We start from the raw sequence: 26,220 nt of genomic DNA on the forward strand, positions 1-26,220 counted from the left end.
GGGTTCACAATGAGCTACAGCATTTTTCCGAAAACCGACAACGACCAGTTGAAGGAGCCCATGTTCTTTGGCCAGCCGGTCAATGTGGCCCGCTACGATCAGCAGAAATACCCTATTTTTGAAAAACTGATCGAAAAGCAGCTGTCCTTCTTCTGGCGCCCGGAGGAAGTCGATATTTCACAAGACCGTATCGACTACCAGAACCTGCCCGACCATGAAAAGCATATTTTCATCAGCAACCTGAAGTACCAGACCTTGCTGGACTCCATCCAGGGCCGCAGCCCCAACGTGGCCTTTCTGCCGCTGGTATCGCTGCCGGAACTTGAAACCTGGATTGAGACTTGGGCGTTTTCCGAAACGATACACTCGCGCTCTTACACCCATATTCTGCGAAACATCGTTAACGACCCGTCGGCCATTTTCGACGACATTGTGCGCAACGAAAACATCAAGGCACGCGCGGCGGATATCTCGTCCTACTACGACGACCTCATCCGCGACACCATGCTGTATTCGCAATTAGGGGCGGGCGACCACGTCATCAATGGTGAAACCTACAAGGTCAGCCAGTACGAGCTCAAGAAGAAACTCTACTTGTGCCTGATGAGCGTAAACATTTTGGAAGCCATCCGCTTCTATGTCAGCTTTGCCTGCTCTTTTGCTTTCGCAGAGCGCAAGCTGATGGAAGGCAATGCCAAAATCATCCGCTTGATCGCCCGTGACGAAGCCTTGCATCTGACCAGCACCCAGCACATGCTTAACATCATGCGCTCAGGTCAGGACGACCCGGAATTCGCCAAGATCGCGCAGGAACTCAACCAAGAGTGCTACGACATGTTCAAGCAGGCGGCTGAACAGGAAAAGCAATGGGCGGAGTACCTGTTCCGCGACGGCTCCATGATCGGCCTGAACAAGGACATCCTCGGCCAGTATGTGGAATACATCACGAATATCCGCATGACAGCCGTCGGTCTGAAACCGGCGTTCGAAGGGGCCAAGCACAACCCCATTCCATGGATCAACACCTGGCTGGCTTCCGACACGGTACAGGTCGCACCGCAGGAAGTAGAACTGAGCTCGTATCTCGTGGGGCAAATCGACTCGGAGGTCTCGGCAGACGATTTGAGCGGGTTTGAACTGTGACGCTGGTCACCACAACAGACCTGAGCTTCAATCTGTTGCCGGGCGAATCCCTGCTGGACGGCCTGGAACGCACCGGTCACGAAGTGGAGTATCAATGCCGCAGTGGCTACTGCGGCATGTGTCGGCTCACCCTGTTGGACGGCTCAGTCACGTATGATGAGCCGCCACTGGCCTTTGTTGGCCAATCGGAAATCCTGCCATGCTGCTGTACCGTCACCGGGCCTGTACGCATTGAATGCCGCACCGCTGCTCAAGCGGAGCTGCCCCTGGAAACCGAGCAACAGGTATTTGATTTCTAACGTGTTGCCCGGCGGCGCATGCTGCATCAAGAAGCCGATTGACTCTTTCTTGCACGTTTAACCGCATACATCTCTTCATCCGCGTGGCGAATCAAGACCCGAAAATCAGCTCCATCAATCGGATAGACCGCTGCGCCAATGCTGGCCGCGATATTCACCGTGACCCCTTCAATCAAATACGGCTCGGACAACACCTTATCCAGCTTGGCGATGAAGCGTTCACAATCCGCAGCGGAACTGATGACTGACAGCACAACGGCAAACTCGTCTCCGCCAAAGCGGGCGACAGTATCTTCAGCCCGTACGCTGTCTTGCAAGCGTTGCCCTACGTGTTGCAAGAGGATATCGCCGATTGCGTGGCCGTGGGTGTCATTAACATTTTTAAAGCCGTCAAGATCCATGTAGAGCACTGCGGCGAGCTGATTATAGCGCCGCGCCACTGCCAGCGCGTGATTCAAACGGTCATGAAACATATTGCGGTTCGCGAGCCCGGTCAGCATATCGTGCATGGCCTCATACGATAAACGGGCTTCCAAATCCTTACTCCGTGTGATGTCTTGCGTACTTACCACCAAGTAGTCTGGCGCCCCATCCGCCCGCCTGACTACCCCCAACGCTTCATGCACCCAGAGCAAGGAACCGTCTTTCCGCCGGTAGGCCATTTCAATTTCGGGCGATGCGGCTGAAGGCCCTTCCGCCACGCAGCGCGCTAAAAATTGTTGCGCTGTCTCACGGCATTCCGAGTCGGTTAAATCCGACAGAACCCGGCCGCTCAGTTCGCCTGGCGCAAACCCCAGCATGTCATGGAATGTTTGATTCGCTTCAATAATCTCGCCCGCAGGCGTAGCGTAAACGATTCCGGTCGCTGCTTGATGAAAGGTCGCCCGATACTGTGCTTCACTCGCTTTCAGGGCCGAAACAGCCTTGCGCTGCCGATCCAGTTGCACAATCAACAAATAAGTGAAGAGCAGCAGAACTGCAGTGGCGGCACCGCAGGCAGCGAAGTAGTACATACGCCGCTGCAAGGCGGGAGCCACAGCCTCATCGTAGGCTGTCCCCACCGCCACAATGAGCGGATAATCAGGCACGCTGCGATAACTCACTATACGGGCGACGCCGTCAAGAGCTGCTCCGTCATCAATAAAACTGCCTATAGGGAACTCAGCATGATTGGCGAACCAGTCAAATTGGCTGACATCCTGCCCAAAGCTGTTTTCATGCCCAATTTTGCGGGCTCTGACCACCCCATCCTTGCCTGTGAGTTCAAGCAGCCCCTGGCTGCCAAGATCTGCCTCACCGTAGAAATCTGTGAGCTTTGAGGGGCTGACCGAAAGGACGACCACCCCGGCAAAGCTGCCGTCTGGTCGTGACATGCGTAGGGACATCGGCACCCTCGGTTCACCGGATACGCGCCCGATGACAGGCGTATTGATGAATAGACCAATGTCCTTGCTGTTGCGTTGAACCGTGAAAAAGTCACGATCCGAATAATTGACCCGAGCACGGGTCTGACTACTCTCCACGACATCGCCCGCCTCATTGACAACGCTGATAATGGTGAACATATCTGCACGTATCACCCCCTGCTCTAGCCACCGATCCAGCCCAACATTCTTATCGGTACGTGAATACAGTTCTCGCACCAGCGCCGCGACTTGCTCAGCCGCCAATAGCGTCCGACTCGTATGCTTTTCGAACGCAATCGCCAGGTTAGAGTTGGTATGCATAGCTTTCGCTACAGCCTGACTATGCTCAATAGAAACACGCTGATAGGCACTCAACCACATGACGGCAAGCACCACAGCACATAACAAAACAACTGCGGCTGCAGGCCGATTTCGGATACTTGGCAAGCGAGTCGCCATGGCCCAACTCCCCAGGTTTTAAGTGATCTTGCTAGTGAAATCACTCTACCGCAACCCGGCGTTAATAAATGACGACTTGTCCCTCCTTAACAAACGTTGTTGTAATAAAGTATCTACTAATATCCCATCTTCTTATGGAAACCTCCATAGCCATTCACTTGCCACATAAACGCGAATACAAGGTGGCCAAATCTGCGTCCCGTCGCCTTGCCCAACCATTACAAACGACTTATGCCATGCTGTGAGTCACACCGAACCAAGGGCTTGGCTGTGCTCATCAACTGGCGCTCAGCCAATCGCGCACACCCTCGGCCACCCACGCGCCTTGCGCCAGGCAGGCGGTCAGCAAATACCCCCCTGTGGGTGCTTCCCAATCAAGCATTTCTCCCGCCACAAATACGCCCGGAACGGAAGTCAGCATTAACCGCTCATCCAGCGCTTCGAAGCGCACGCCACCCGCTGTGCTAATGGACTCAGCCATCGGGCGGGCGGCTTTTACCACCACGGGCAGCGCTTTGATGGCCTCCGCCAACTGACTCGTATCGGTATAGGCTTCCTTGCCCAAAGTTTCGCGCAACAAGGCGGCCTTCACCCCTTTAATGCCGACACGACTTTGTAAATGGCTGGAAATGGATCGCGCTCCACGAGGATGTGTGAGCTCTTTCATCACCCTTTCCGCACTGCGCCCCGGCGCAAGATCAAGCGTAAACGTCGCCTGCCCATCGGCCAGAATAGCGTCACGCAAATGCCGTGAAAAGGCATAGATCAAGCTGCCTTCCAGACCGTATTCTGTCGCCACGAGCTCGCCCTGACGGCGATGCACAACGCCTTGGGCATCGGTAAAACTCAAGGCCACCGGTTTGACCTGCTCCCCGGCAAAACCCTCTTTGAAGTGATCGCTCCAAGCGACATCAAAGCCGCAGTTGGCACTTTGCAAAGGCGCGATATCAACGCCTTTTTCCTCCAGCCAGGGCAACCAACTGGCATCAGAGCCCAGTTGTGGCCAACTACCGCCTCCTAAAGCGAGAACAGTAGCCTGGGCCGCCACCTCAATTTCGCCGTCAGGCGTGGCAAAACGCAACGCCTGAGTTTCATTCCACCCCAGCCAACGATGCCTGAGCCGGAAGCGCACACCCTGAGCACGCAAGCGATGCACCCAGGCACGTAATAGAGGGGCCGCTTTCATATCGACTGGGAACACTCGCCCCGACGAGCCTTCAAACGTTTCTATGCCCAGTTCCGCCGCCCAGGCACGCACTGCAGACGGCGAAAAGCGATCCAGCATGGGTTGCAGCTGCGGCTGCCGGGCTTCATAACGTGTGCAAAACTTTTGATAATCCTCGCCGTGAGTCAGGTTCAGGCCGCCAATCCCTGCTCTCAGGAACTTGCGCCCCAGCGAAGGCTTGGCTTCATATACGGTGACGCTGATACCGGCGCGCGCCAGCCCCTCGGCGGCCATCAGCCCAGCGGGGCCGCCACCAATCACGGCCACTTGATCAACACGGGGGTCAGACATTTGTGATTTCCAATAAACAATCACCCTGGCGAGTCAGGCTTTCCCGCCAGGGTGACCGCTATGCATAAAAGTAATTAAAGTCCTCAGGCCATCGCCTGAATTTCATCGATGGCCTTTTCCAACCTGGCGACGGTCGCATCGATATCCGCCCATTTATCCAGGCCGAACAAGCCAATACGGAAGGTTTTGAAATCGGCCGGTTCGCCACACTGCAACGGCACGCCCGCTGCCGCTTGCACGCCGACTTGAGCAAACTTCCTGGCCGACTGAATGCCATCGTCATCGGTATAGCAAACCACCACTCCAGGCGCCTCAAAGCCGGGAGCGGCTACGCTTTTGAAGCCTTTTTCGGCCAGCATGGCGCGCACCCGGTCGCCGAGCGCCTGCTGAGCCGCACGCAGGTTCTCAAAACCGCGTGCCTCAGCTTGCGCCATGACATCGCGCAGCACCAGCAAAGAGTCGGTGGGCATGGTGGCGTGATACGCGAAACCGCCCTGCTCGTAGGTTTCCATCATTTGCAGCCACTTGCGCAGGTCGCAAGCGAAGCTGGTGCTGGTGGTGGAGTCAATGCGCTGCCGCGCCAGAGCGCTCAGCATGACCAGACCGGCACAAGCCGGGCCGGACCAGCCCTTTTGCGGAGCGCTGATGAGAATATCCACGCCGGCTGCCTGCATATCGACCCAAATGGCACCGGAGGCAATGCAATCAAACACGAACAGCCCGCCTTCGGCATGAATCGCGTCAGCCACGGCGCGCAGGTAGTCGGGCGGCAAGATGATGCCTGAAGCGGTTTCCACATGGGCGGCGAAGACGAGGTCGGGTTTGTGCTCACGAATGGCGGCTACGACTTCCTCAATGGGCGGCGGTGCAAAAGGCGCTTGCGGACCGCTGTAGGGTTGTGTGGCGGTAAGCACAGTCGTCTTGGACGGAATGCCGCCCATATCGAAGATCTGGCTCCAGCGGAAACTGAACCAGCCGTTACGTATCACCAGGCAATGCTTGCCGGTGGCGAACTGCCTGGCAACCGCTTCCATGCCATAGGTGCCGCTACCCGGAACAACAATGGCCGACTGCGCGTTATAGACCTGTTTCAGCGTGCGGCTGATGTCGTTCATCACTTGCTGGAAGCGTTTCGACATGTGGTTGAGGGCGCGGTCGGTATAAACCACAGAATACTCAAGCAAGCCATCGGGATCGACATCGGGCAAAAGACCGGGCATCTCGTTCTCCTTTAATGGAACATGTACGGCTGATTATTGAACGACCAACGAGATTGAGCAATCGGTACAAGAAGCCGGGTCACGCCACTCGGTTAGAAGGCTGCGCTCCCGAAAAGTAAGCTTGCAGCCCATCACATAGCAGCCGACCCATCGCCAGGCGCGTGCTTTCGGTCGCGCTACCAATATGCGGCAGGCCGAAAACATTGGGCAGGCGCCGGTAGGCAGGGTGGATATCTGGTTCACCTGCGAACACATCCAACCCGGCGGCTGCAATGGCGCCGGATTCCAGCGCCTCCACCAGCGCGGCATCGTCGATGATGTCGCCCCGCGCAATATTGCAGACGACGGCCTGAGGGGGTAAGCGAGAAATGATGGCCGTGTTCACCAGGCCGCGCGTAGCGGGGCTGGACGGGCAGGCAATACAGAAGAAGTCGCTCTGCGCTGCCAGCTCGGGCAAGGAGTCGTGGTAGATAGCCCCCGCCTCCAGCGCTTCGGCGAGGCGATTTCGGTTGTGATAATGCACTTCCATACCAAAGCCGCGGGCGCGCTGCGCAATTGCCCGGCCGATACGGCCCATGCCCAAAATGCCCAGGCGACGCCCCCAGACGTCCACCCCCAGCAGTTGTCGGGGAGTCCAGCCCGTCCATTCGCCGCTGCGCAGCAATGCACTGCTTTCCAGCACGCGGCGGGCAGCCCCTAGCATGAGCAAAAAGGCCGTATCTGCACAAGATTCGCTCAACACATCGGGAGTGGCCAACACGGCAATCCCGCGCGCTTTCAGTGCATCAATATCCATATGTTCCATGCCAATGGAATACGTGCATACCACTTCCAGCGTATCCGGCAGTTGCGCCACGATATCTGCGCTTAAGCAATCGGTCGCGGTGATGACAAGCGCCCGCTTGCCTTTCACGCCTTCCAATAGCTCGGGCGCTGTCAGCGTACGGCCTTTATCGTTGCATCGCGCCTGGAATCGCTCGACAAACAACGCCTGTACGCTTTCTGGAAGATCGCAGGCGACAAACACATGGGGAGAATCAGTCATGACAAGGTTTGTGGTTGAGTTGAACTAGGCGGGACACAACGGCGGCGCCAGCAAGCCATGGCTTATTGCAAGGCCGGGCGGGCGTCTCTCAAGGGTGTCTGCAAGCCAGGCAGCTGACTATAAACCATGAAAGCATCGACAATGCTTTCGGCATCAATACCAAAGGGTCGCAGACGCTTAGCCAGGAGAGCGGCGTTGCGCCGGACTTCACTCTCGTCCGGCAGTTCGCCCACCGTGGCGATGATGACCCGGTTGCCCTCCAGCCCCGCGCGTAGGTTGAAAAAATCACCAAACGCCGCAGCGTAAGTGGCTGACTCACGTTCATACATATGGCTTTGCGCAAAGGAATTACCCACCACGACACCATCCGGCGACAAAACGCCCCGTATCTGCTCAAAAAACTCCAGCGTTAGCAAGTGGGCGGGAATGTAATCCGCATCAAAAGCGTCCAGCATCACCATGTCGTAGCGACGCCCTTCTTGCAAAGCGCGTTCAACAAACGCGCGGCCGTCTTCCACAAACACCCGCTGACGGGGGCCAAGCTGGTAGCCAAAGTAACGTTGCGCCACCTTCACGACTGCCGGGTCGATTTCGACACTGTCTATCGTGGCCGCAGGCAACACCTTGTGCAAAGCCTGGGGCAAAGTCCCGCCGCCCAGGCCGATGATCAGTACATTCTTTGGCTCAGGATTAACAAATAGCGCAGACATCATCAGGCGCGTGTATTCGAAGACCATTTTTTCAGGGTCATTCAACTGAATGCAAGTTTGACGCCCCCCGCCCTCGATCTCGTTGAAATTCATGCAACGCTCGCCGTGCTCCTCGAACACCACGATAGGCGCAAACTCTGAAGGCTCCGTATGCACTAAACCGTCGCCTTTGAGGAGATCGTTTGCGACCAGCCCCGCCATCGCCAGCGCCAGAGCCAGAACGCCACCAAACAGAACCCAAACTCTCTTTTTCATGGATCTGATTGAAACACCAATCGGCCCTTGAGTTCAAACGATTTATCGTCTTTCCAACTGATCCGCATGGCGAGTTCAGGTTGCCTGCGTCGGGAATACCATACCTGTCAGATGTACGGGTAAATCAAGTTTCTTTTAAAAATATATTGATACATTCTGGCTTGTGATGCGATTTTTTCCATCTATTGGAGCAGGCCAATTCTGTCGCCCTCCTCCCCTTCTCTGGCCCTATTCGCGAACATCAACGTGTCATGGAACGCTCCAACGTTATTCATCCTATCGTGCCCAATACGGCTCCCGCTTCCAACTTGCGCAAGCAGGCGGCAAACGCAACTGATGCGCAGCTTCGCGCCCCCGATATAACCAAAGGGTTTTTTGGCCCAGGCGTATGGCTGTTCGCTCGTGCCGGCTTTCTCTCCAAGGCCATGCTGATGGGGGTTGTTCTGGTGATCCCCTTGTTGGCGCTTATCGTGTGGCAACTCACTGCCCGGTATAACGATGCCTGGGACGCTCGTATGGTGGCAACCGCCCATCACGTTGAACTCGTGCAAGGCATGCTCGCCCACTTCCACGCTCAAGAAGTGGCCAACACGCTTACGCGCGAAGAAGCGCAAGAACTGGCGAAAAATACGGTTAACAAGCTACGCTACAACACCACCAATTACTTTTGGATACACAATGTCTCCTCAAGAATGGTCACCCACCCCATGAATCCCGCCTTGAATGGCCAAGATCTCAGCCAGATGCGTGACGCAAACGGGCGTGCATTCTTCCAAGAAATGATTCAGGTCGGGGGGCAGGAAAACGGCGGTTTTGTCCGTTATCTGTGGCAGAACCCGGGGGAAAGCGAACCCACAGAAAAAATCTCCTATGTACGGCTTTTCAAGCCCTGGGGTTGGGTCGTGGGCAGCGGCGTCTACATGGAAGACGTCATCATCGCTGCACGCCAGCAACTGATCTTCAATGGCTCGGTCATTCTCATCGCACTATTGCTGACCTCCTATCTGTTCGTCGCTTTCTATCGGCTCATGACCCGCTGCCTGAACGACTTACAAAACAATATCCGAGCCATCCGCGACGGCGACCTCACCACCACCATCACGTATTACGGCAAGGATGAAATCGCCAACGCCCTGCACAACCTTGCCGATATGCAGTCCTCTTTGCGAAACATCGTATCTGCAGTACGTACCAGCAGCGCCGACATCGCCCACTCCGTGCGTGAGGTCGGCCATGCGGCTAACGACCTGGCATCCCGTACCGAACATACGGCCAGCAACCTGACGGAGTCCGCGTCCGCCATGGAAGAAATTCAGTCGACGGCTGCACACACGGCAGCCAATACTGAAGAGGGCAGCCGCCTTGCTCGCGACAATGCCGAAGCCGCTACGCACAGCATGCAGGTCATGCAGGAAATGGTCAGAACCATGCAGACCATCAGTCAGACCTCCGACAAAATCCAAGACATTGTGTCCACCATGGACAGCATCGCCTTCCAAACCAATATCTTGGCGCTGAATGCGGCCGTCGAAGCCGCCCGCAGCGGCGAGGCCGGGCGCGGTTTTGCAGTGGTTGCGGGCGAAGTACGGGCATTGGCTCAGCGTTCCTCGCAGGCTTCAGGCGAGATCTCCGACCTGATCGCCGAAAGCGTCAAGCAAGTGGAAACCGGCCGCAACATTGTGCTGAAGTCAGAGAACGCCATCAAAGATGTCCTGACCTCTTCAGAACGGGTCAACCAGCTCTTGAAGGAAATCTCGACCGGGGCTCAGGAACAGACCGTCGGTATTTCAGAAGTCAGCCAGGCGCTGGCAGAACTGGATAGCATGACTCAGCAAAATGCCGCCATGGTGGAAGAAACCGCCGCCACGGCCGCCGCCATGGGCGACCTCGCCGAACGCCTGTCTGGCGAAGTCTCTCGTTTCCGTCTGCCTAACCACGGCTACTAACTCCGTGTCGGTGTGCCGGCCAGCCACAAAGTGGCCAGCACATTACTCCCCTAAGGTCGGATCAGCCCGAACGAGTCACTGCTCACCCGGTTCCAGTAACGCTCATAGACGGGGTGCCCCAGCTTGCCCGCAAGCAGGTCGCCGGGTTCAAGATAGGTCAAAATCATCGAGATCGGCTTGGCTTCGTCTCGCGATAAACGCCGCAGAATGTGATCCGGCCTGAATTCCGATGGGTGGAGCAGGCCGGTCGCCTGCACCAGTTCCTTCAAGGCATGCATCGTGTTGCGATGAAAATTAGCCACGCGCTGCGACTTGTCGCCAACGTCGATGGCGCGCTGGCGCTGCGGGTCTTGTGTCGCCACTCCGGTCGGGCAGCGGCCGGTTCCGCAAACACCGGCTTGAATACAGCCCACGGCAAACATGAAGCCGCGCGCGCTGTTGCAATAATCTGCACCCAGGGCCAACGTCTTGGCAATATCAAAAGCCGTGATGATTTTGCCGCTGGCGCCAATTTTTATCTGGTCGCGCAAACCCACGCCCACCAGCGTGTTATGCACCAACAGCAAGCCTTCTTGCAGCGGCGCGCCCACGTGGTCAGTGAACTCCACCGGCGCTGCCCCCGTTCCCCCTTCAGCCCCATCAACCACGATGAAGTCAGGCAGAATACCGGTTTCATGCATGGCCTTGGCCAGACTCATGAATTCCCAGGGGTGGCCGATACACAGCTTGAAGCCAACTGGTTTGTCGCCGGAAAGTTCACGCAAGCGCTCAATGAAAGCGAGCAGTTCCTTAGGCGTAGAAAACTCCGAGTGCGAGGAAGGAGAAACGCAATCCACCCCCATGGGCACCCCGCGCGTGCGCGAAATTTCCGGGGTGATCTTGGCCGCTGGAAGAATGCCGCCATGCCCGGGCTTAGCCCCCTGTGACAGCTTGATCTCTATCATTTTGATGTGTTCATTGGCGGCTGTCGCGGCAAAGCGCTCGGGGTCGAATTTCCCGTTCTCATCACGGCAGCCAAAATAACCCGACCCCAGTTGCCAGATCAGATCGCCCCCTTGCAAATGGTAGGGAGACACTGAACCTTCGCCCGTATCATGCGCAAACCCGCCCATTTGAGCGCCTTTGTTCAGCGCCATGATGGCGTTGGCCGATAAGGCGCCAAAACTCATTCCTGAAATATTGAATACCGACAAGGCATACGGCTTCTTTCGACCCTGCCCCACCGGAATACGGAAATCCTGGCTTTCCAGTTGCGAAGGCGACATGGAGTGGTTCACCCATTCGTAACCGGCTTCTTGCAGTTCCAGCTTGGTGCCAAAAGAGCGGCCGTCGGGTTCGCCTTTGGCACGCTGATAGACCACGCTGCGCTGCAAGCGCGCAAACGGCACCTCGTCGGTGTCGGAATCCACCAAATACTGCTGGATTTCCGGCCTGACAGTTTCGATCAGGTAGCGCAGATGACCGATGATGGGGTAGTTACGCAAGACGGCATGCCTGCGCTGCAAGACATCATGCACACCTAGTGCCGTCAACAAGGCAGGCGGTACAACAAAGCCCCAATGCCAGTTCCATAATCCCGTTCCAAGCAAGGCCACCAAGAGCGCCAGACCACAGGCCACAAACACCAGATAACGCAATGCAAACATTGAACAGCACTCCTGTACGTGAACGAGGACAAACGTTCAGTTCTTCAGCGCTTAATCATAAGCGCTGCAATCGCCAACGCCGTCGCGAGCCTTTACAACGCTGCAGCCCTTCAACCCACCGTTACATGCAACGCGCAGACTTGCTTAGCACCATCTTAAGAAGGTATCAGATGGTAAACATCAGTCAACGTTCCGGGCGCTGTACCATTCAATTAATCCAGAGGAGTACATACAACCATGTCCAAACAGATCCTTTCCGGTATTCGGATCATTGAGCTCGGGCAACTGATCGCCGGCCCCTTCGCCGCGAAGACGTTGGCTGACTTTGGCGCAGAGGTCATCAAAGTCGAACCTCCACGCACCGGCGACCCGCTACGGAAGTGGCGTTTACTACATGAAGGCACGTCTGTGTGGTGGGAGGCCCAATCGCGCAGCAAGAAATCAGTCTGTGTGGATTTGCGCCAACCCGAAGGGCAGGCCCTTATTCGTCGGCTGGCGCAAGAGGCCGACGTCCTGATCGAGAACTTCCGGCCTGGCACCATGGAAAAATGGGGCTTGTCTTGGGAAACCCTGCACGAACTTAACCCCCGCCTCATCATGCTGCGCGTATCCGGTTACGGCCAGAACGGCCCCCGTGCTCAAGAACCGGGGTTTGCTGCCGTTGGGGAAGCCTTCGCAGGCTTACGCTACCTGAACGGTGAGCCAGGGCGCGCTCCCGTGCGCGCAGGGCTTTCTCTGGGCGACACCATTGCGGGTTTGCATGGCGCGCTGGGCGTGTTACTGGCGTTGTATCAACGTGATGCACGTGGCGGCAAAGGCCAGATGATTGACGCCGCGCTTTACGAAGGCCTGTTCAACCTGACCGAAAGCCTGCTGCCGGAATATTCCGTCTTTGGCGTAGTGCGCGAACCTGCCGGCGCTGCCCTTCCCGGCATCGCCCCCTCTAATGCCTATCAGTGCCACGATGGCAGCCATATATTGATTGCGGGTAACGGCGACGCTATCTTTCAGCGGCTCATGCATTGCATAGAACGTGAAGACCTCGCGAATGACCCCGCCCTGGCGCACAACGATGGCCGGGTCGCCCGAGTAGAGGAAATCGACGCAGCCATTGAGGCTTGGACACGCGCTCAGACCGATATTGACGCCATGCTCGACAAGCTGAAAGCAGCCAGCGTGCCTTCAGGCCGCATCTACTCCATCCGCGAAATCGCTACAGAACCCCACTACCGCGAGCGCGGCGCCATTGCCCGTTTACAAGCCGCCAGCGGTATAGAAGTGGAAATGCCGGCTGTTTTCCCCGTGCTATCCGAAACACCGGGAGGCATCAGCCACCGTGCGCCTACATTAGGAGAACATACCGACGCAGTGCTGACGGAGGCCGGCTTTGATGCCGAAACGCTGGCAGATCTGCGCGCCCGCGGCATCATTGCATGAAGTGGTACGAGGCTTGCTGCTTGGAATCATACTGCCGCATACGGCAGACCGGTTCACTTAGCTAAGGAGCTTTCACCATGTTGAGGTTCAATTCCGCCGCTTTTACACTCGACGCGTCTCGTAGGAAACTGTTTGCCTGGCTAGCCAGGCTGATCATGCTTATAGGCTTTGCATTCAGCCATACAGCCATCGCGCAGAACGCTTTACCGGGTGGCGCCACCGACCAACCCATTATGCAGCAACTCCTGCAATCCATCGCTCAAAATGATTACGCCGGCTTTGTGAGTCAAGGCACGCCCGCCTTTGCGTCATTAGACGAGTCGCAATTTACGCAAGTGGCGCAAACCGTTGCTCCCCGCCTGCAGAAGGGCTACACCGTGCAGCATTTAGGCAACCTGCAACAACAGGGGCTGGACATCTCGGTATGGAAAGTCAGCTTCAAAGACCAGGGCGACGACCTTCTCGCCACACTGAATGTGCAGAATGGCCGTGTCGGAGGCTTCTTCCTACGTTAAGCGTATAGCGGTAAAGGCGCGACAGGATTATGCTGGATGCCTGTGCCCATCATCGGCCTTAAACGAAATACAGCATGATTCCCCTTGATTCACCGGAAGACCTTGAAACCTTGACCAAGGCAGTCGCCCTGCTTGAGTCACCTTCACTCACCATACGGATTGCCAACCTGGTTGGTACGCCGGTTGAATGGGCGATGAAAAAGCTGCCAGGCTCAACTGCGGATAAAGTTCAGAAAGCGATAAAGGTGGCTTTGCAAAAAGCCGTCGGCGGCGCGCTACGCACCATGGACGACACGTCCACAGCAGCCGCGCGCCCCAAAACGCATACAGCAATGGTGGCGGCATCCGGCGCAGTAGGCGGCTTCTTCGGCCTCAAAGGCACCCTCATTGAGCTCCCCATCACCACAACGCTCATCATGCGCTCGGTCGCCGATATCGCACGCAGTGAAGGCTTTTCCGTTAAAGACCCTCTGATACAGGCGGAATGCGTTCAGGTGTTTGCGCTGGGCGGTCGCAGCCCCGACGACGATGCCGCCGATTCCGCTTATTACGCCGCCCGCGTGGGACTTAATGAATTGGCCCGTGAAACCAGCCGTTTGCTAGCTGAAAGCGCCGCTCACCATAGTGCGGGCATGGCGGCCCAGGGCATGCAATTACCCAGTGGCCAAGCTGCTGCCTGGCTGGCACAAATTATCGAAGCCGTAGCGCAACGCTTCGGCGTCAAAGTCACAGAAAAATTGGCACTGCAAGCCGCCCCCGTATTGGGCGCCGCCAGTGGCGCGGCCATCAATGCCATGTTTATCTCGCACTACCAAGACATGGCGCGCGGCCACTTTGCGATTCGGCGGCTGGAAGAAAAATACGGCGAAGCAGTGATCAGGGACGCCTATAAGGCGGTGCAAGAACGGCTTAACCGTTCGTCGTAAGTTTCATGCCAAGAAAAAACCCCAAGTGCGCCACTTGCCTGAGGCAACTGACTCAGGCCATCATCAACTGACCTACCGCGGCAGCCTGATCCATGGAAAGCTCAAGTTCAGTCATTAACTTATTGAGCGCTTGAGAAGCCGCGACCAACGCCGATGACAAGGCCATCACTTCAGACTGCAGCATGGCGATTTTCATCTTGCGCTGGTCGGGACGCATGGTGGAATCGGCCATAGCCTTACGCAATTCCTCTTGTTTCTGACGGAGCTCTTCGCGGATTTCGCGGATACGCTTGAGCAGGCTTTTGATGACGTCCGGTAAATCAGCCTCATCAATATCGGCATTAGGGTCAGCACTTTGCGTTGTACCGCCGCCCAAAGCCATAGCTTTGCCTGCTCCGGATAAATCCACATGCACACCTGCCGGACCCTGGGCATCAGTGGCTGTCTCGGCCCCTGTTCTTGTGTCCACCAGGCGCTCCTTTCCCTGCGCCCCTTCGCCACCACTTTGCAGCACTTGCACTTTGGTCACTGCAGCCACTGATCGTTGTAGTGGGCCACTGTGTGCGCCTTCATTAGCGGCTGATACCGCATTATCGATTCGAGTCATGGCAACCACCTGTCTAACCCATATAAACGTGTTAACGGCGGATCGCCGGTGTTTTTTACCGCAGGCAAGCCGCTTGCATGCCGAGTCATAGCAAATTGCGTTAACCTGTCGCCTCTACTATTCAGGAGCATTCCCCATGGCACGAGCCTCTGCCCGTCACATCCTCGTCGACTCTGAAGCCAAGTGCAATGAGCTGAAACAAGCCATTGAAAACGGCGCTGACTTTGCCCAAGTCGCAAAAGAGAATTCCAGTTGCCCCTCCAGCCGCGACGGCGGTGCTCTGGGCACCTTTGGTCGCGGCGAAATGGTTCGCGAATTCGACGAAGTGGTGTTTAGCGCACCCATCGGTGTTGTCCAAGGCCCAGTGAAAACCCAGTTCGGTTACCACTTGGTGGAAGTAACCGAACGCCAGGACTAACCCCTAGCGGGCCGTTCACGCCTGGGCCGCCAAGCGTCACCCAGGCGTGACCCCAAGCAGGCCAACCACTGCCTGAGCACCCACAATGTGCACACCCCCTGCCTGCAAGCGACTTTTTTCCCCCTGTTGCTACACTACCTTCTAACCGACCGCTTCATTCTTGAAGGAGAAAGCGACTGTGATGTGGAATTGCCTCATCATCGAAGATGACCGCGAGAACGCTCATTACATCGCGGACGGTTTTCGTGAACTCGGACATTGGCCCGTAATCTGCCACGATGGGGTTGAAGGTTTGCACCGCGCCTCTACTGAGCCGTGGGACCTCATCATTCTGGACCGCATGCTGCCCAATCAGGTGGATGGCTTATCCATTCTCACCAAATTGCGCGCAGTGGGTATCAAAACGCCCGTTATTGTGTTGAGCGCCCTCACGGCGCTGGATGAGCGCGTGAAAGGCCTGAAGCTGGGGGGTGATGACTACCTGACCAAGCCTTTTGCACTGATCGAGCTGCTGACTCGCGCTGAAGCACTGGTGCGCCGTTCTAAAAGCAGCCGCACCGAACGGGTGCTTGAGTACGCCGACCTGCGCTACGACTTGACCGTTCCGCGCGTGACGCGCAGCGGCAAAGTGCTTACGCTGCAGCCGCGCGAATGCCGCCTGCTAGCCTATATGATGACTCACCCTGAACAGGCATTGACCCGTGCCATGCTGCTGGGCGCCGTCTGGGGCTACCAGTTCAACCCCCAGACCAATGTGATTGACGCCACAGTCAGCCGCCTGCGCCAGAAGATCGACGACGGCTTCACGCCCCAACTGATCCACACTGTCCGTGGCGTCGGTTACCGCTTTTCCACCCACCCCGACGGCAATACCAACACGCCCGCGGGCGACGGCATACATGTGGTTTAACCGGGTTCTGACAGAATGGCGACGCCTATGGGGTTCCGTCGCTTTCCGGCTCACCCTGAATTACAGCCTGCTGGCTGTCGGCACCACTGCCTTCTTACTGATTTTTGCCTACGGTAAGATTGTCGACCTCTTACAGATACAGTTTTCCCGGCAAGTGACGCTGGCCGCCTCCCGACTGAGCGCCCATTATGAGTCACAGGGGCTGGTCGCCTTACAACGAGAAATCGAACAATTACTGTCTGACCAGACCGACATCGATACCGAAATGTATTTGCTGTCAACGTCTTCAGGTCTACGCCTGGTGGGTAACCTCGAGCTCATTTTTCTTGAAGAAGCGGATGAAGCGGCTTCTCCCTTAGAGCTCCTAGAGGAAACCACAAGCCCCATTTTGCTGAATGTTCTGCGTCAAGGCATGCCTGTCACCGGCTTGCTCACCCTGCGTCAACTCCAAGACGGCAGCACGCTCATCGTAGGCCGAGACATCGCAGACATGCGGGAAATTCAGGCGCTGATCGGCAATGCCGTAATCGCTGCCACGCTGGTCGCCTTGTTTCTTGTCATCATCGGCACCACCATCTTCCGGCGCGAACTGCGGCATCGTGTGCAGGCGATACGCGACACCGCACTGCGCGTGGGCACGGGCGAACTCACCCGGCGCGTTCCTGATTCAACTGAAATTGATGAGTTCGTGCAATTACGATACGACATCAACTACATGCTTGATCGCATTGAAACACTCATGACGGGTGTTCAGAATGTATCGGACTCGATTGCACACAACTTGCGCACCCCGCTTGCGCGTGTACTGGGGCGGCTGGAAAAAGCTCGTACTAACGACAATCAGGACCCTGAAAAACTGGTTGCTGCCATCGATGCCGCATCCGCCGAAATCATGGAACTCATCAGCGTTTCCGAAAAGCTGCTGCTGATCGCCGAAGCGGAGTCCGGCTTGCAACGCCAAGGGTTTTCCGTGATTGCCCTCCAGTCCCTGATCGATGATGTTTTCGAGCTTTACGAGCCGGTTGCAAGTGAAAGCGCCATATCCCTGAGCCACCGCGCAGAAGCCGTTTTCGTACAGGCCGATGCCGATTTGCTCGCTAGCGCCATCACTAATCTGGTGGACAACGCCTTTAAATATGCAGGCCCAGGGTCACATATCGAATTGAGCGCAACGCGTAAAAACGACATGGCCTGTATAACCGTCAGAGATAACGGAACAGGCGTGCCCCCTGAACACTTGGATAAGCTGGGAACCCGCTTTCACCGCCTGGAATCCGATGCTCAGGGCTTTGGGCTAGGCCTGGCTTCAGTATGCGCCATTGCTGCATTGCATGGCGGCCGCGTCGAATTCCGCGACGCCGCCCCTGGCTTGGCCGTCGATCTGCTTCTGCCGAACATTACCGAACGGTAATGTGTTGGTAATAAAACCACCCGTTATAAGCGCGGCTCCTCTCCTACTATTCCAGATGCTTTGAAATAAGGAGGCATCTGGTGAATATCAGAATTAAAAATCAGCAGGACTTCTGGTCCGGCATTATGTTTGTGCTCATAGGAGTCGGTTTCGCACTGGGCGCAACCAAATATTCCATGGGCACTGCCGCCCGCATGGGTCCCGGCTATTTCCCATTCTGGTTGGGAACCTGCCTGGCTCTGCTGGGGGCTTTCGTCGCTCTAGGCGCAACGTCTAAAAAGGCTGAAGAAACCAAGGTTGAAAGGTTCGACTTTCCCATCATGTTCATCTTGTTGGGCAGTGTGGTCCTTTGCGGACTGTTGATGAACTACCTGGGCGTGTATATCAGCGTCTTCCTGCTGGTATTCCTCAGCAGTTTCGCCAGCCACGTTTTCAACTGGAAAGTCGCTGCCATCACGGCCTTGTGTCTTGTGCTCTTTGTATGGGCCGCGTTCATCAAAGGGCTGGGTCTGATCTTCCCGCTGTGGCCCAGCTTCATGGGTTAACCGAGGAGCACTGAAAGAAAATGGAATTATTCGATAACCTGATACTAGGTTTCTCGGTCGCTTTGACCTTGGAAAACCTGGCTTACTGTCTGCTAGGGTGCTTGCTGGGCACCCTGATCGGTGTACTACCGGGCATTGGCCCTGTACCCACCATCGCCATGCTGCTGCCCATTACCTATGTGCTGCCGCCCACCGCCGGCTTGATTATGCTTGCCGGTATTTACTACGGCGCCGCTTATGGGGGCTCTACCACCGCCATTCTGGTGGCGCTACCGGGTGAAACATCCGCCGTGGTGACCGTCCTCGATGGGCACCAGATGGCGCGTAACGGTAGAGCCGGAGCGGCATTGGCAATCGCCGCGCTCGGTTCTTTCTTCGCCGGCTGCGTCACCACCTTCCTGATTGCCGGCTTTGCACCTCCTCTGGCGGAACTAGCCTTTAAGTTCGGCCCCGCTGAGTACTTCTCGCTCATGGTGCTGGGCCTGATCGGTGCTGTGGTGCTGGCTTCGGGTTCGCTGCCCAAGGCCATCTGCATGATCTTCCTGGGGCTGCTGCTGGGCATGGTTGGTACCGACGTGAACTCCGGCGTAGCTCGCTACGACTTCGGTATTCCTGAGCTGCAAGATGGTATCGACTTCGCCGTCGTGGCCATGGGCGTGTTCGGTTTCTCCGAAATCATGACCAACCTGGAACTGCGTGACCAGCGTGTAGACCTGACCGACAAGGTCGGCAAGCTCTACCCCAACAAACAGGAATTCAAGGAAGCTTGGCCTGCGGTGGTACGTGGTACGGCTCTGGGCTCTGCTCTGGGTATTCTGCCCGGCGGTGGTGCGGTTCTGTCATCCTTCGCTTCCTACACCCTGGAAAAGAAGCTCTCCAAGGAACCTGAGCGTTTCGGCAAGGGCCACCCCGCCGGCGTGGCAGGCCCAGAATCCGCCAACAACTCCGGTTCGCAGGCGTCGTTCATCCCGCTGCTCACCCTGGGTATTCCCGGCAACGCCGTGACCGCCCTGATGATTGGCGCCATGACGATTCACAACATTCAGCCCGGCCCGCAAGTCATGAGCAGTCACCCGGAACTCTTCTGGGGCCTGATTGTGTCCATGTGGATCGGTAACCTGATGCTGGTGGTGCTGAACCTGCCCCTGATCGGGCTGTGGGTAAAACTGCTCACCGTGCCGTATCGCATTCTGTTCCCAGCGATTCTGGTGTTCTGCACGATCGGGGTCTATTCCCTGAACTACAACGTGTTCGACATCTGGGTCACGGCCGCTTTCGGTTTAATTGGCTATATCTGGGTCAAGCTGAAGTGCGAAGGAGCGCCGTTGCTGCTTGGCCTGGTGCTTGGGCCCATGATGGAAGAAAACTTCCGGCGCGCCCTATTGCTGGCGCGTGGTGACTACTCCACCTTTGTGACCCGCCCGCTGTCGCTCACCCTGCTGGTTATGGCCGCCGTACTAGTCGTACTGGTCGCCCTGCCTTCAGTCAAGGCGAAGCGTGAAGAGGCCTTTGTCGAAGAAGGTTGATTCGTCCCCGCTTTACGCTGTTAAGAATGGCCGGCCTGTCCGGCCATTCTTTTTTCCTTCTGAGGCCCCATGGACGGTTCAGCATTGGTTCGGTAGGTTACATTAAAGTGTTCCCAAGACTGCTTGCAGTACCAGAATGCCCGCGAAAAAAAACGAATCCAATGTAAAGACCGCCCTTCGGGTGATCGAAATCATCGAAATCTTCGCCCGCGAAGGCAAGCCTCTGTCGCTGACCGAGCTCGCCCGCCAACTCGATGCGCCCGTGTCGAGCTGCCTGGGTCTGATACGCACACTCAGCAGCCTCGGTTACTTGTATGAAACAGCACGCCGCCAGGGCTATTACCCCACGGGACGGCTGCTCGCTATGGCTCAGCGCATCGCTCGCTCTGATCCAATACTGGAAAGGGTCGGTCCCACGCTGACAGCCCTTCGAGATGCCGTCTTGGAAACCGTCGTGCTTGGCAAGCTAGCCCCCACCGGCGAAGTCATCTATCTGGAAGTGATACCTTCCCTCAACCCCATCAGCTACATTGCCGACCCCGGGACTCAGAGACACCCGCACAGCAATTCCCTAGGAAAAGCGTTACTCTCACTTCTGAATGAAGAAGAAAGAAATAAGCTGCTGACCCACCGCAAGCTCGAACGCCTCAATGAACGCACAGTGGTTACTCGTGAGGAGCTGGAAGAAGAAATCGCCCTATCGCAGGAACGCGGATGGTTCCAGAACCTGGGCGAATCCATTCCTGATGTTGGGGCCATTGCATGGCCGCTCAACATGACTGGGGGTGATTATGCAGTCTCTATCGCTGGCCCTCTCTACAGGATCGAGCCGTGCATCGAACAACTGGCGCGGCAATTGCGAATGGCGTGTCAGACCATGATGCAGCGCCAATAGTTCGAACAATACCGCTATTCAGGTAAGAGATTGGCCTCTCTTATCCATTTCCCCCAAAGCTCATACTGCTCCTTCACGAACGTGCTGAACTCCTCGGGCGTGCCGCTAAACGCATCGAACCCCAGCTCTGCCAGGCGCGCCTTCGTATCTGGGTTATTGACCACCTTGTTAATCGCAGCATTCAGTGTGTTGACGATTTCCGGGTCCATACCGGCCGGGCCGAAATAACCATTCCAAGAGTTGATATCGAAATCGGTCACTCCTGCTTCCTCCATGGAGGGCAGATCTGGCAGCAAATTACTACGCGCGGCAGTGGATACCGCCATTGCATGCAATCGACCAGAATTTACAAAAGGCGTACCCGATGTGAGATCAGTAAACATGAAATCGACCTCGCCCGCCACTAGATCTGTCAACGCTTGCGGTGTGCCTTTATAAGGCACGTGGAGCATTGAAGTATCCGTGGCCGTTGCCAGCCTGCCACCCGCCACAATGCCCGTGCTATTACCGGTAGCGTAGGTGATTTCGCCAGGGTTGGCGCGAGCATGCTCTATAAGCTCACTCACGGTTTTGTATGGTCGGTCCGGGTTAGTCACCAAGATGAACGGTAGATTTCCTCCACGAGCGATAGGTGTGAAATCTTTGACTGGGTCATAGCTCACATTCTTCATCAACCATGGTGCAGCGGAATGCGACGTATTGGTTGTGACAAACAAGGTATAGCCATCGGGCTTGGCCCGTGCGACATGGTTGGCAGCAATCGTGGCGTTAGCGCCAGGCTTGTTCTCGACAACAATCGGCTGCCCCAGCTCCTTGCTTAATTCTTCAGCGAAGATACGACCTACCGAATCTGTTCCTGAGCCTGCTGGAAATGGGACGATCAATGTAATGGGCTTTTCGGGGTATGCCGCCTGCGCAGGCGTGATACCCAGTGCAAGCCCTGTGGCTAGCGCGCTAGCTAACAGCGCATGCCCCAACCGCGAGGCGTTGAAATATGTTTTTCTTATGTGCATTAATTTGTCTCCTTTCATCTTCTGTTTTCACCTGATGACGCGCTCAGGATTTTCCTCATAGGGTGGCGAATAAATAACTAGTAGTCGTGCAGGGGTGTCACTGGTCACCGTGAACACATGTTGTTTGTCTGCAGGAAAGAAGCAGCAGTCTCCCGGCTCCATGTGGCCCCGCTCCCCCTCTACCTCCACAACGGCAGTCCCCTCCAACAAATAGCAAACCTGCTCGATTCCAGGGTGGGCATGGGGTAACGCCCCTTCCCCTTTCTCGATCGTTCCGACAAGCACTTCCAAATGGTTTGAGCCCACCGTCTCCGGTGAGATAAGCCGCCGATTAAGTGTTCCACTGTGGTTCGCGGGCGAATAACCAGGAACATCGGACTCACGCACGATCCAAGACGGTCTGGACATACCTTCTCCTGAAACTTAATTCACAAGCATGAAAAATACTTTATAAACGTGTAAAAAATGATCGAACACCCGTGTTTACCCGAAATAATCAACGAATCTGGGCCCCATTTACACGGACCGCTCCCACCTCCGCGCACCGCTACAGTATTCCATCCATATGACACGCCCACACGCCTCTTGCGTCAGCCCGATATAATTGGCCCTTCGGCCACTTTTTTGTGGCTGGTTCGGCGGGGCTTCCCAAACACCGGAACCCCGTTTTGTCATGCCTGCAACATCAGGCGCCCTCTGCTTTTTTTTCGTGCGCTGCACATTCAAGAGATGAAAAAACTGACTGGTATTTTCCTGGCATCCGCCGCTGTTCTGCTGACTGCCTGCGGCCCAAGCAACGACACCACCGCAACGGCTGAAGCCCCCGCGCCTGCTCCCGCAGAAGTGCGCAAAATCGTAGTGGGTCTGGACGACAACTTCCCGCCCATGGGCTTTCGCGACGAAAAGAACCAGCTGACAGGCTTTGACATCGACCTGGCCCGCGAAGCGACCAAGCGCTTAGGCCTGGAAGTTGAATTCAAGCCGATCGACTGGAGCGCCAAGGAAGCTGAACTGCATGGCAAGCGCGTCGATGTGTTGTGGAATGGCTTGACCATCACCGAAGAGCGCAAGAAGCACATCAAGTTCACCAAGCCCTACATGTCCAACCACCAAATCATTGTGGTTGCTCAAGCGTCCGACATCCAGACCAAGGCAGACCTTGCTGGCCAAGTCGTGGGGGCTCAGGAAGGCAGTACCGCCGTTGACGCCATTAAGAAAGAACCTGAAGTCTTTGAAAGCTTCAAAGAGCTCAAGACTTTCGGCGATAACGTCACCGCCCTCATGGATCTTTCCGCCGGCCGCCTGCACGCCGTCGTTCTGGACGAAGTCGTGGGTCGCTACCTGGCCGACAAGCGCGAAGGCGAATACCGCATTCTGGAAGAAAACTTCGGTACTGAAGACTACGGTGTAGGCGTTCACCTGGAAGACACCGAGCTGCACGCTCAGCTGGATAAAGTGCTTGATGAAATGAAAGCCGACGGCTCCGCCGGCCGCATCGCCACCCAATGGTTTGGCGCCGACATCATCAAATAAGCACGACAGCTAACGCATACCCGCCGCCTCAGCATGGATTACGCTCTTTCCCTGATCGGGCCGATGGCAGATGGCGCGAAAGTCACGCTTTCGCTCTTCTTCATCACCTTGATTCTTTCTGTCCCGCTGGGGCTGGCGCTTGCGCTCGCCCGCCTTTCAAGCTGGCGGCTACTCAGCAACCTCGTCAACGGCTATATCTGGCTGATGCGAGGCACGCCGCTCATGCTGCAATTGCTGTTCGTGTATTTCGCCCTGCCCTTTGTCCCGGTCATTGGGATCCGGCTGCCGGATTTTCCCGCAGCCGTAGTGGCGTTCGCACTGAACTATGCGGCTTATTTCGCCGAAATCTTCCGCGCCGGCATACAGTCGGTGGATCGCGGCCAATACGAAGGCAGCAAGGTGCTGGGCCTGAACTACCTGCAGACCCTGCGGCGTATTGTGCTGCCGCAAATGGTGCGCAACGTTTTGCCGCCCATGAGCAATGAAACCATTACACTGGTGAAGGACACCTCCCTTATTTACGTATTGGCACTGAATGATATTCTGCGCACAGCGCGCGGAATCGTGCAGCGCGACTTCACCACCACCCCGTTTCTGGTCGCCGCCATTTTTTACCTTGCCATGACGCTGGTGCTCACCTGGTTCTTCCAGCGCATGGAAAAACGCTATGCCAAATTCGATGAATAACGCGGTCGCCCCCGCTGTGGCCGACACGCGCGAAATCATGATCGAAGCCGACGGCATTACTAAGTCCTTCGGCAGCAACCTTGTACTCGATGGCGTATCTCTCACGTTACGCAAGGGCGAAGTTGTCGCCATCATCGGCCCGTCGGGCTCGGGAAAAAGCACGTTTTTACGCTGCCTGAACCACCTGGAAGTCATTGATGGCGGCAGCATCACCGTAGAAGGCGAGCCGCTGGCCACTGCCGTTGAGTCCGGCCCCAGCCGCTATGTGAGCGATTCAGAAGTGCGCCGCATCTGCCGCAAAATGGGTATGGTGTTCCAGTCATTCAACCTGTTTCCACACATGACGGTGCTGCAAAACATCATTGAAGCGCCCATCACCGTTAAGCGTCAGCCCAAAAGCGTCGCCATTCCGAAGGCCGATGCCTTACTGCAGAAAGTTGGCTTGCTGGCGAAACGCGACAACTACCCAGGCAGGCTGTCAGGCGGCCAGAAGCAGCGTGTGGCCATTGCCCGCGCTCTGGCCATGGAGCCGGACATCATGCTGTTCGATGAGCCCACTTCGGCGCTCGACCCCGAACTGACCGTGGAAGTGCTGCGCACCATGCGCCAACTGGCGGAAGAACACATGACCATGCTGGTTGTCACGCACGAAATGGGGTTTGCCCGCGAAGTGGCCCACCGGGTGATCTTTATGGACAATGGCCGCATAGTGGAAACTGCGGAATCCGCAGAATTCTTCCGCGCCCCCAAGCATGAACGTACTCGCGCGTTCCTGGGCCAAATGCTGTAACAACGGCTATGGCGGACACTGAACTCAAGCGCCGCAAACTCCGCAACGCCCGCCGCCGCGCCACCGGCCTCCTGGCGCTCTTCGCAGTCATCTACGTACTCGCCACACATTACGGTCATTTACACGCTTCCCTGGCCTGGGTCGCCGCGTTTTCCGAAGCCGCCATGGTCGGTGCGCTGGCCGACTGGTATGCCGTGGTGGCCCTCTTTCGCCACCCGCTGGGCCTCAAGCGCCTGCCCCACACGGCCATCATCCCCCGCAAAAAGGACCGCATTGCCGACAACCTGGGGGAATTCATCCAAGGCGAATTCTTCTCGAACGAACGCATCATCCATGTAATTGATAACGTGGACCCGGCCATGCGCGCGGCCCACTGGTTGCGCAATGCCGACAACGCTGAACGCGTCGCCGCATGGTTGCGCAACGGCTTGCGTAACGCTGGCGGGCTACTCAACGAAAACGAAGTACGTACCTACTTGCAACGCAGCGTTTCGCGCCATGTGCTAAGTACCGACTTAGCCGCACTAACAGGCCGTATTCTCGCCAGCCTGACCCGCAGTGGCCGCCACCAGGAAGTCCTTGACCTGCTGCTACGCTACGGCGCAGGGCAGCTCAAGCGGCCGGAATTGCAGCAGTCCCTGAACGATATCTTCGCAGAGAAGCTGCCCTTCTATTTCCAGCGGCTGAAGCATTGGGTGGGCACAAAAGGGGGGGAATTCACTGCCCGTACTCTGGCTGATCTACTGGAAGAGGTAGAACAAAACCCGGACCACCCGCTACGTCAGCACTTCGAAGACTGGCTTCAGGAATTCATCCTCAAGCTACAGACCGACCCCGACTATCGCTGGCGCCTCGAACAACTCACGCAGAAACTGGCCCAGCACCCTGCCCTCTACCGCTACGTTGACAATGTTTGGCGCGAATGGCGCGACGCTGCGTTCGCAGATCTGAACGCAGAGCATTCGCGGCTAGAAGCCTTCCTATCTAAGCAGATCAGCCGTTTTGGTGAAGTGCTAGAGCACGATGAAGCCATGCGTGAATGGGTGAACCAGCGTATTCGCGAACAAGCACCCAAGTGGGCAGACCGTTACCGCCACCGCCTGAGTCAGTTCATCGCCGAGAAGATGAAAGAATGGAATGAAAGTGAACTGGTGGAAAAACTAGAACTAAATATCGGCACTGAACTCCAATACATACGCATCAATGGCGCAATCGTAGGTGGCCTGGTGGGGCTGATCATTCACGCCGTTTCCCGCTATCTGTAAAACGCTCCAACCGCACACGCCAGAATGCCGCTAAGCGTTTGATACAAATCAATAATTTCAAAAACAGCCCTTGAAACCCTGTGTTGCGCCCTTATCT

At 56.5% G+C, this 26,220-nt stretch carries 25 protein-coding genes; 16 read left to right on the plus strand and 9 right to left on the minus strand.

Features of this window, described 5'->3' with window-relative positions:
• The first annotated feature begins 9 nt into the window (after nucleotides 1-9).
• Both nrdB and yfaE read left to right on the plus strand, forming a co-directional pair.
• Entirely contained in the window at nucleotides 10-1,143 is a 1,134-nt protein-coding gene (nrdB, locus tag VRY85_RS12840; protein WP_414598997.1) for a class Ia ribonucleoside-diphosphate reductase subunit beta, read from the plus strand.
• The gene (gene yfaE / locus VRY85_RS12845; protein WP_414598998.1) at nucleotides 1,140-1,442 is read left to right on the plus strand and encodes a class I ribonucleotide reductase maintenance protein YfaE; all 303 of its coding nucleotides are present in this window, start codon (nucleotides 1,140-1,142) and stop codon (nucleotides 1,440-1,442) included. The genes nrdB and yfaE overlap by 4 nt, the downstream gene beginning before the upstream one ends.
• A 26-nt stretch (nucleotides 1,443-1,468) precedes the next feature.
• On the opposite strand, the gene VRY85_RS12850 is transcribed toward yfaE, so the two are convergent.
• The 5 genes from VRY85_RS12850 to VRY85_RS12870 all read right to left on the minus strand — a co-directional run bounded on the left by VRY85_RS12850 (nucleotide 1,469) and on the right by VRY85_RS12870 (nucleotide 8,053).
• Nucleotides 1,469-3,169, minus strand: coding sequence for a diguanylate cyclase domain-containing protein (locus tag VRY85_RS12850; RefSeq protein WP_414598999.1), 1,701 nt, complete (start codon nucleotides 3,167-3,169; stop codon nucleotides 1,469-1,471).
• A gap of 415 nt (nucleotides 3,170-3,584) precedes the next feature.
• Nucleotides 3,585-4,823 carry a TIGR03862 family flavoprotein gene (locus VRY85_RS12855; RefSeq protein WP_414599000.1) on the minus strand — a complete coding sequence of 413 codons (1,239 nt, stop codon included), beginning with the start codon at nucleotides 4,821-4,823 and terminating at the stop codon, nucleotides 3,585-3,587.
• 83 nt (nucleotides 4,824-4,906) lie between these two features.
• A complete protein-coding gene (locus VRY85_RS12860) occupies nucleotides 4,907-6,043 on the minus strand; it encodes an aminotransferase class V-fold PLP-dependent enzyme (protein WP_414599001.1) in 1,137 nt (378 codons plus the stop codon).
• Nucleotides 6,044-6,122: 79 nt separating this feature from the next.
• Nucleotides 6,123-7,088, minus strand: a complete 966-nt coding sequence (locus VRY85_RS12865; RefSeq protein ID WP_414599002.1) for a 2-hydroxyacid dehydrogenase — start codon at nucleotides 7,086-7,088, stop codon at nucleotides 6,123-6,125.
• A 62-nt stretch (nucleotides 7,089-7,150) separates the two neighbouring features.
• A complete protein-coding gene (locus tag VRY85_RS12870; protein ID WP_414599003.1) occupies nucleotides 7,151-8,053 on the minus strand; it encodes a spermidine synthase in 903 nt (300 codons plus the stop codon).
• A gap of 251 nt (nucleotides 8,054-8,304) precedes the next feature.
• Between VRY85_RS12870 and VRY85_RS12875 the strand changes: the two genes are divergently transcribed.
• Nucleotides 8,305-9,999, plus strand: a complete 1,695-nt coding sequence (locus tag VRY85_RS12875) for a methyl-accepting chemotaxis protein (RefSeq protein ID WP_414599004.1) — start codon at nucleotides 8,305-8,307, stop codon at nucleotides 9,997-9,999.
• Nucleotides 10,000-10,049: 50 nt separating this feature from the next.
• Here the strand turns inward: VRY85_RS12875 and VRY85_RS12880 are convergent, their stop codons facing one another.
• The gene (locus tag VRY85_RS12880) at nucleotides 10,050-11,645 is read right to left on the minus strand and encodes an FMN-binding glutamate synthase family protein (RefSeq protein ID WP_414599005.1); all 1,596 of its coding nucleotides are present in this window, start codon (nucleotides 11,643-11,645) and stop codon (nucleotides 10,050-10,052) included.
• A 237-nt stretch (nucleotides 11,646-11,882) separates the two neighbouring features.
• Here VRY85_RS12880 and VRY85_RS12885 point away from each other — a divergent pair, with 237 nt between their 5' ends.
• From VRY85_RS12885 to VRY85_RS12895, 3 genes are all read left to right on the plus strand, one after another.
• On the plus strand, nucleotides 11,883-13,082 hold the full coding sequence (locus tag VRY85_RS12885) for a CaiB/BaiF CoA transferase family protein (protein ID WP_414599006.1): 1,200 nt from the start codon (nucleotides 11,883-11,885) through the stop codon (nucleotides 13,080-13,082).
• A 77-nt stretch (nucleotides 13,083-13,159) separates the two neighbouring features.
• Entirely contained in the window at nucleotides 13,160-13,597 is a 438-nt protein-coding gene (locus VRY85_RS12890; protein WP_414599007.1) for a hypothetical protein, read from the plus strand.
• Between the two features lie 74 nt (nucleotides 13,598-13,671).
• Nucleotides 13,672-14,523, plus strand: coding sequence for an EcsC family protein (locus VRY85_RS12895; RefSeq protein WP_414599008.1), 852 nt, complete (start codon nucleotides 13,672-13,674; stop codon nucleotides 14,521-14,523).
• A gap of 52 nt (nucleotides 14,524-14,575) precedes the next feature.
• On the opposite strand, the gene VRY85_RS12900 is transcribed toward VRY85_RS12895, so the two are convergent.
• Entirely contained in the window at nucleotides 14,576-15,130 is a 555-nt protein-coding gene (locus tag VRY85_RS12900) for a hypothetical protein (protein ID WP_414599009.1), read from the minus strand.
• A gap of 136 nt (nucleotides 15,131-15,266) precedes the next feature.
• On the opposite strand from VRY85_RS12900, the gene VRY85_RS12905 reads away from it, so the two are divergent.
• The 6 genes from VRY85_RS12905 (at nucleotide 15,267) to VRY85_RS12930 (ending at nucleotide 20,835) form a co-directional block, all read left to right on the plus strand.
• On the plus strand, nucleotides 15,267-15,548 hold the full coding sequence (locus VRY85_RS12905) for a peptidylprolyl isomerase (protein ID WP_414599010.1): 282 nt from the start codon (nucleotides 15,267-15,269) through the stop codon (nucleotides 15,546-15,548).
• Between the two features lie 181 nt (nucleotides 15,549-15,729).
• Entirely contained in the window at nucleotides 15,730-16,458 is a 729-nt protein-coding gene (locus VRY85_RS12910) for a response regulator transcription factor (protein WP_414599080.1), read from the plus strand.
• Nucleotides 16,448-17,869, plus strand: coding sequence for an ATP-binding protein (locus tag VRY85_RS12915; RefSeq protein WP_414599011.1), 1,422 nt, complete (start codon nucleotides 16,448-16,450; stop codon nucleotides 17,867-17,869). Before VRY85_RS12910 ends, VRY85_RS12915 begins: the two co-directional genes overlap by 11 nt.
• Nucleotides 17,870-17,955: 86 nt before the next feature.
• Nucleotides 17,956-18,414, plus strand: a complete 459-nt coding sequence (locus VRY85_RS12920; protein WP_414599081.1) for a tripartite tricarboxylate transporter TctB family protein — start codon at nucleotides 17,956-17,958, stop codon at nucleotides 18,412-18,414.
• 20 nt (nucleotides 18,415-18,434) lie between these two features.
• On the plus strand, nucleotides 18,435-19,940 hold the full coding sequence (locus VRY85_RS12925; protein ID WP_414599012.1) for a tripartite tricarboxylate transporter permease: 1,506 nt from the start codon (nucleotides 18,435-18,437) through the stop codon (nucleotides 19,938-19,940).
• Between the two features lie 136 nt (nucleotides 19,941-20,076).
• Nucleotides 20,077-20,835, plus strand: a complete 759-nt coding sequence (locus VRY85_RS12930) for an IclR family transcriptional regulator (protein WP_414599013.1) — start codon at nucleotides 20,077-20,079, stop codon at nucleotides 20,833-20,835.
• 14 nt (nucleotides 20,836-20,849) lie between these two features.
• On the opposite strand, the gene VRY85_RS12935 is transcribed toward VRY85_RS12930, so the two are convergent.
• Together VRY85_RS12935 and VRY85_RS12940 are read right to left on the minus strand one after the other, a co-directional pair.
• Complete coding sequence (locus VRY85_RS12935; RefSeq protein ID WP_414599014.1) at nucleotides 20,850-21,848, minus strand: Bug family tripartite tricarboxylate transporter substrate binding protein; 999 nt, start codon at nucleotides 21,846-21,848, stop codon at nucleotides 20,850-20,852.
• Between the two features lie 27 nt (nucleotides 21,849-21,875).
• A complete protein-coding gene (locus VRY85_RS12940) occupies nucleotides 21,876-22,256 on the minus strand; it encodes a cupin domain-containing protein (RefSeq protein WP_414599015.1) in 381 nt (126 codons plus the stop codon).
• Nucleotides 22,257-22,577: 321 nt separating this feature from the next.
• On the opposite strand from VRY85_RS12940, the gene VRY85_RS12945 reads away from it, so the two are divergent.
• Genes VRY85_RS12945 through VRY85_RS12960 form a run of 4 tightly spaced genes read left to right on the plus strand, consistent with a single transcriptional unit; the run spans nucleotide 22,578 to nucleotide 26,123 of the window.
• Nucleotides 22,578-23,381, plus strand: coding sequence for a transporter substrate-binding domain-containing protein (locus VRY85_RS12945; RefSeq protein ID WP_414599016.1), 804 nt, complete (start codon nucleotides 22,578-22,580; stop codon nucleotides 23,379-23,381).
• A gap of 33 nt (nucleotides 23,382-23,414) precedes the next feature.
• A complete protein-coding gene (locus VRY85_RS12950) occupies nucleotides 23,415-24,068 on the plus strand; it encodes an amino acid ABC transporter permease (protein WP_414599017.1) in 654 nt (217 codons plus the stop codon).
• A 37-nt stretch (nucleotides 24,069-24,105) separates the two neighbouring features.
• The gene (locus VRY85_RS12955) at nucleotides 24,106-24,858 is read left to right on the plus strand and encodes an amino acid ABC transporter ATP-binding protein (RefSeq protein WP_414599082.1); all 753 of its coding nucleotides are present in this window, start codon (nucleotides 24,106-24,108) and stop codon (nucleotides 24,856-24,858) included.
• 8 nt (nucleotides 24,859-24,866) lie between these two features.
• On the plus strand, nucleotides 24,867-26,123 hold the full coding sequence (locus VRY85_RS12960) for a DUF445 domain-containing protein (RefSeq protein ID WP_414599018.1): 1,257 nt from the start codon (nucleotides 24,867-24,869) through the stop codon (nucleotides 26,121-26,123).
• Nucleotides 26,124-26,220 lie beyond the last annotated feature (97 nt).

The organism is Achromobacter sp. F4_2707 (assembly GCF_047501535.1).
Classification (GTDB): domain Bacteria; phylum Pseudomonadota; class Gammaproteobacteria; order Burkholderiales; family Burkholderiaceae_B; genus Yanghanlia.

Coding starts and splice junctions, on each gene's coding strand:
- nrdB (WP_414598997.1), top strand. CDS start 10: ATGAGCTACAGCATTTTTCCGAAAACCGACAACGACCAGTTGAAGGAG.
- VRY85_RS12850 (WP_414598999.1), bottom strand. CDS start 3,169: ATGCATACCAACTCTAACCTGGCGATTGCGTTCGAAAAGCATACGAGT.
- VRY85_RS12855 (WP_414599000.1), bottom strand. CDS start 4,823: ATGTCTGACCCCCGTGTTGATCAAGTGGCCGTGATTGGTGGCGGCCCC.
- VRY85_RS12860 (WP_414599001.1), bottom strand. CDS start 6,043: ATGCCCGGTCTTTTGCCCGATGTCGATCCCGATGGCTTGCTTGAGTAT.
- VRY85_RS12865 (WP_414599002.1), bottom strand. CDS start 7,088: ATGACTGATTCTCCCCATGTGTTTGTCGCCTGCGATCTTCCAGAAAGC.
- VRY85_RS12870 (WP_414599003.1), bottom strand. CDS start 8,053: ATGAAAAAGAGAGTTTGGGTTCTGTTTGGTGGCGTTCTGGCTCTGGCG.
- VRY85_RS12875 (WP_414599004.1), top strand. CDS start 8,305: ATGGAACGCTCCAACGTTATTCATCCTATCGTGCCCAATACGGCTCCC.
- VRY85_RS12880 (WP_414599005.1), bottom strand. CDS start 11,645: ATGTTTGCATTGCGTTATCTGGTGTTTGTGGCCTGTGGTCTGGCGCTC.
- VRY85_RS12885 (WP_414599006.1), top strand. CDS start 11,883: ATGTCCAAACAGATCCTTTCCGGTATTCGGATCATTGAGCTCGGGCAA.
- VRY85_RS12890 (WP_414599007.1), top strand. CDS start 13,160: ATGTTGAGGTTCAATTCCGCCGCTTTTACACTCGACGCGTCTCGTAGG.
- VRY85_RS12895 (WP_414599008.1), top strand. CDS start 13,672: ATGATTCCCCTTGATTCACCGGAAGACCTTGAAACCTTGACCAAGGCA.
- VRY85_RS12900 (WP_414599009.1), bottom strand. CDS start 15,130: ATGACTCGAATCGATAATGCGGTATCAGCCGCTAATGAAGGCGCACAC.
- VRY85_RS12905 (WP_414599010.1), top strand. CDS start 15,267: ATGGCACGAGCCTCTGCCCGTCACATCCTCGTCGACTCTGAAGCCAAG.
- VRY85_RS12910 (WP_414599080.1), top strand. CDS start 15,730: ATGTGGAATTGCCTCATCATCGAAGATGACCGCGAGAACGCTCATTAC.
- VRY85_RS12915 (WP_414599011.1), top strand. CDS start 16,448: ATGTGGTTTAACCGGGTTCTGACAGAATGGCGACGCCTATGGGGTTCC.
- VRY85_RS12925 (WP_414599012.1), top strand. CDS start 18,435: ATGGAATTATTCGATAACCTGATACTAGGTTTCTCGGTCGCTTTGACC.
- VRY85_RS12930 (WP_414599013.1), top strand. CDS start 20,077: ATGCCCGCGAAAAAAAACGAATCCAATGTAAAGACCGCCCTTCGGGTG.
- VRY85_RS12935 (WP_414599014.1), bottom strand. CDS start 21,848: ATGCACATAAGAAAAACATATTTCAACGCCTCGCGGTTGGGGCATGCG.
- VRY85_RS12940 (WP_414599015.1), bottom strand. CDS start 22,256: ATGTCCAGACCGTCTTGGATCGTGCGTGAGTCCGATGTTCCTGGTTAT.
- VRY85_RS12945 (WP_414599016.1), top strand. CDS start 22,578: ATGAAAAAACTGACTGGTATTTTCCTGGCATCCGCCGCTGTTCTGCTG.
- VRY85_RS12950 (WP_414599017.1), top strand. CDS start 23,415: ATGGATTACGCTCTTTCCCTGATCGGGCCGATGGCAGATGGCGCGAAA.
- VRY85_RS12955 (WP_414599082.1), top strand. CDS start 24,106: ATGATCGAAGCCGACGGCATTACTAAGTCCTTCGGCAGCAACCTTGTA.
- VRY85_RS12960 (WP_414599018.1), top strand. CDS start 24,867: ATGGCGGACACTGAACTCAAGCGCCGCAAACTCCGCAACGCCCGCCGC.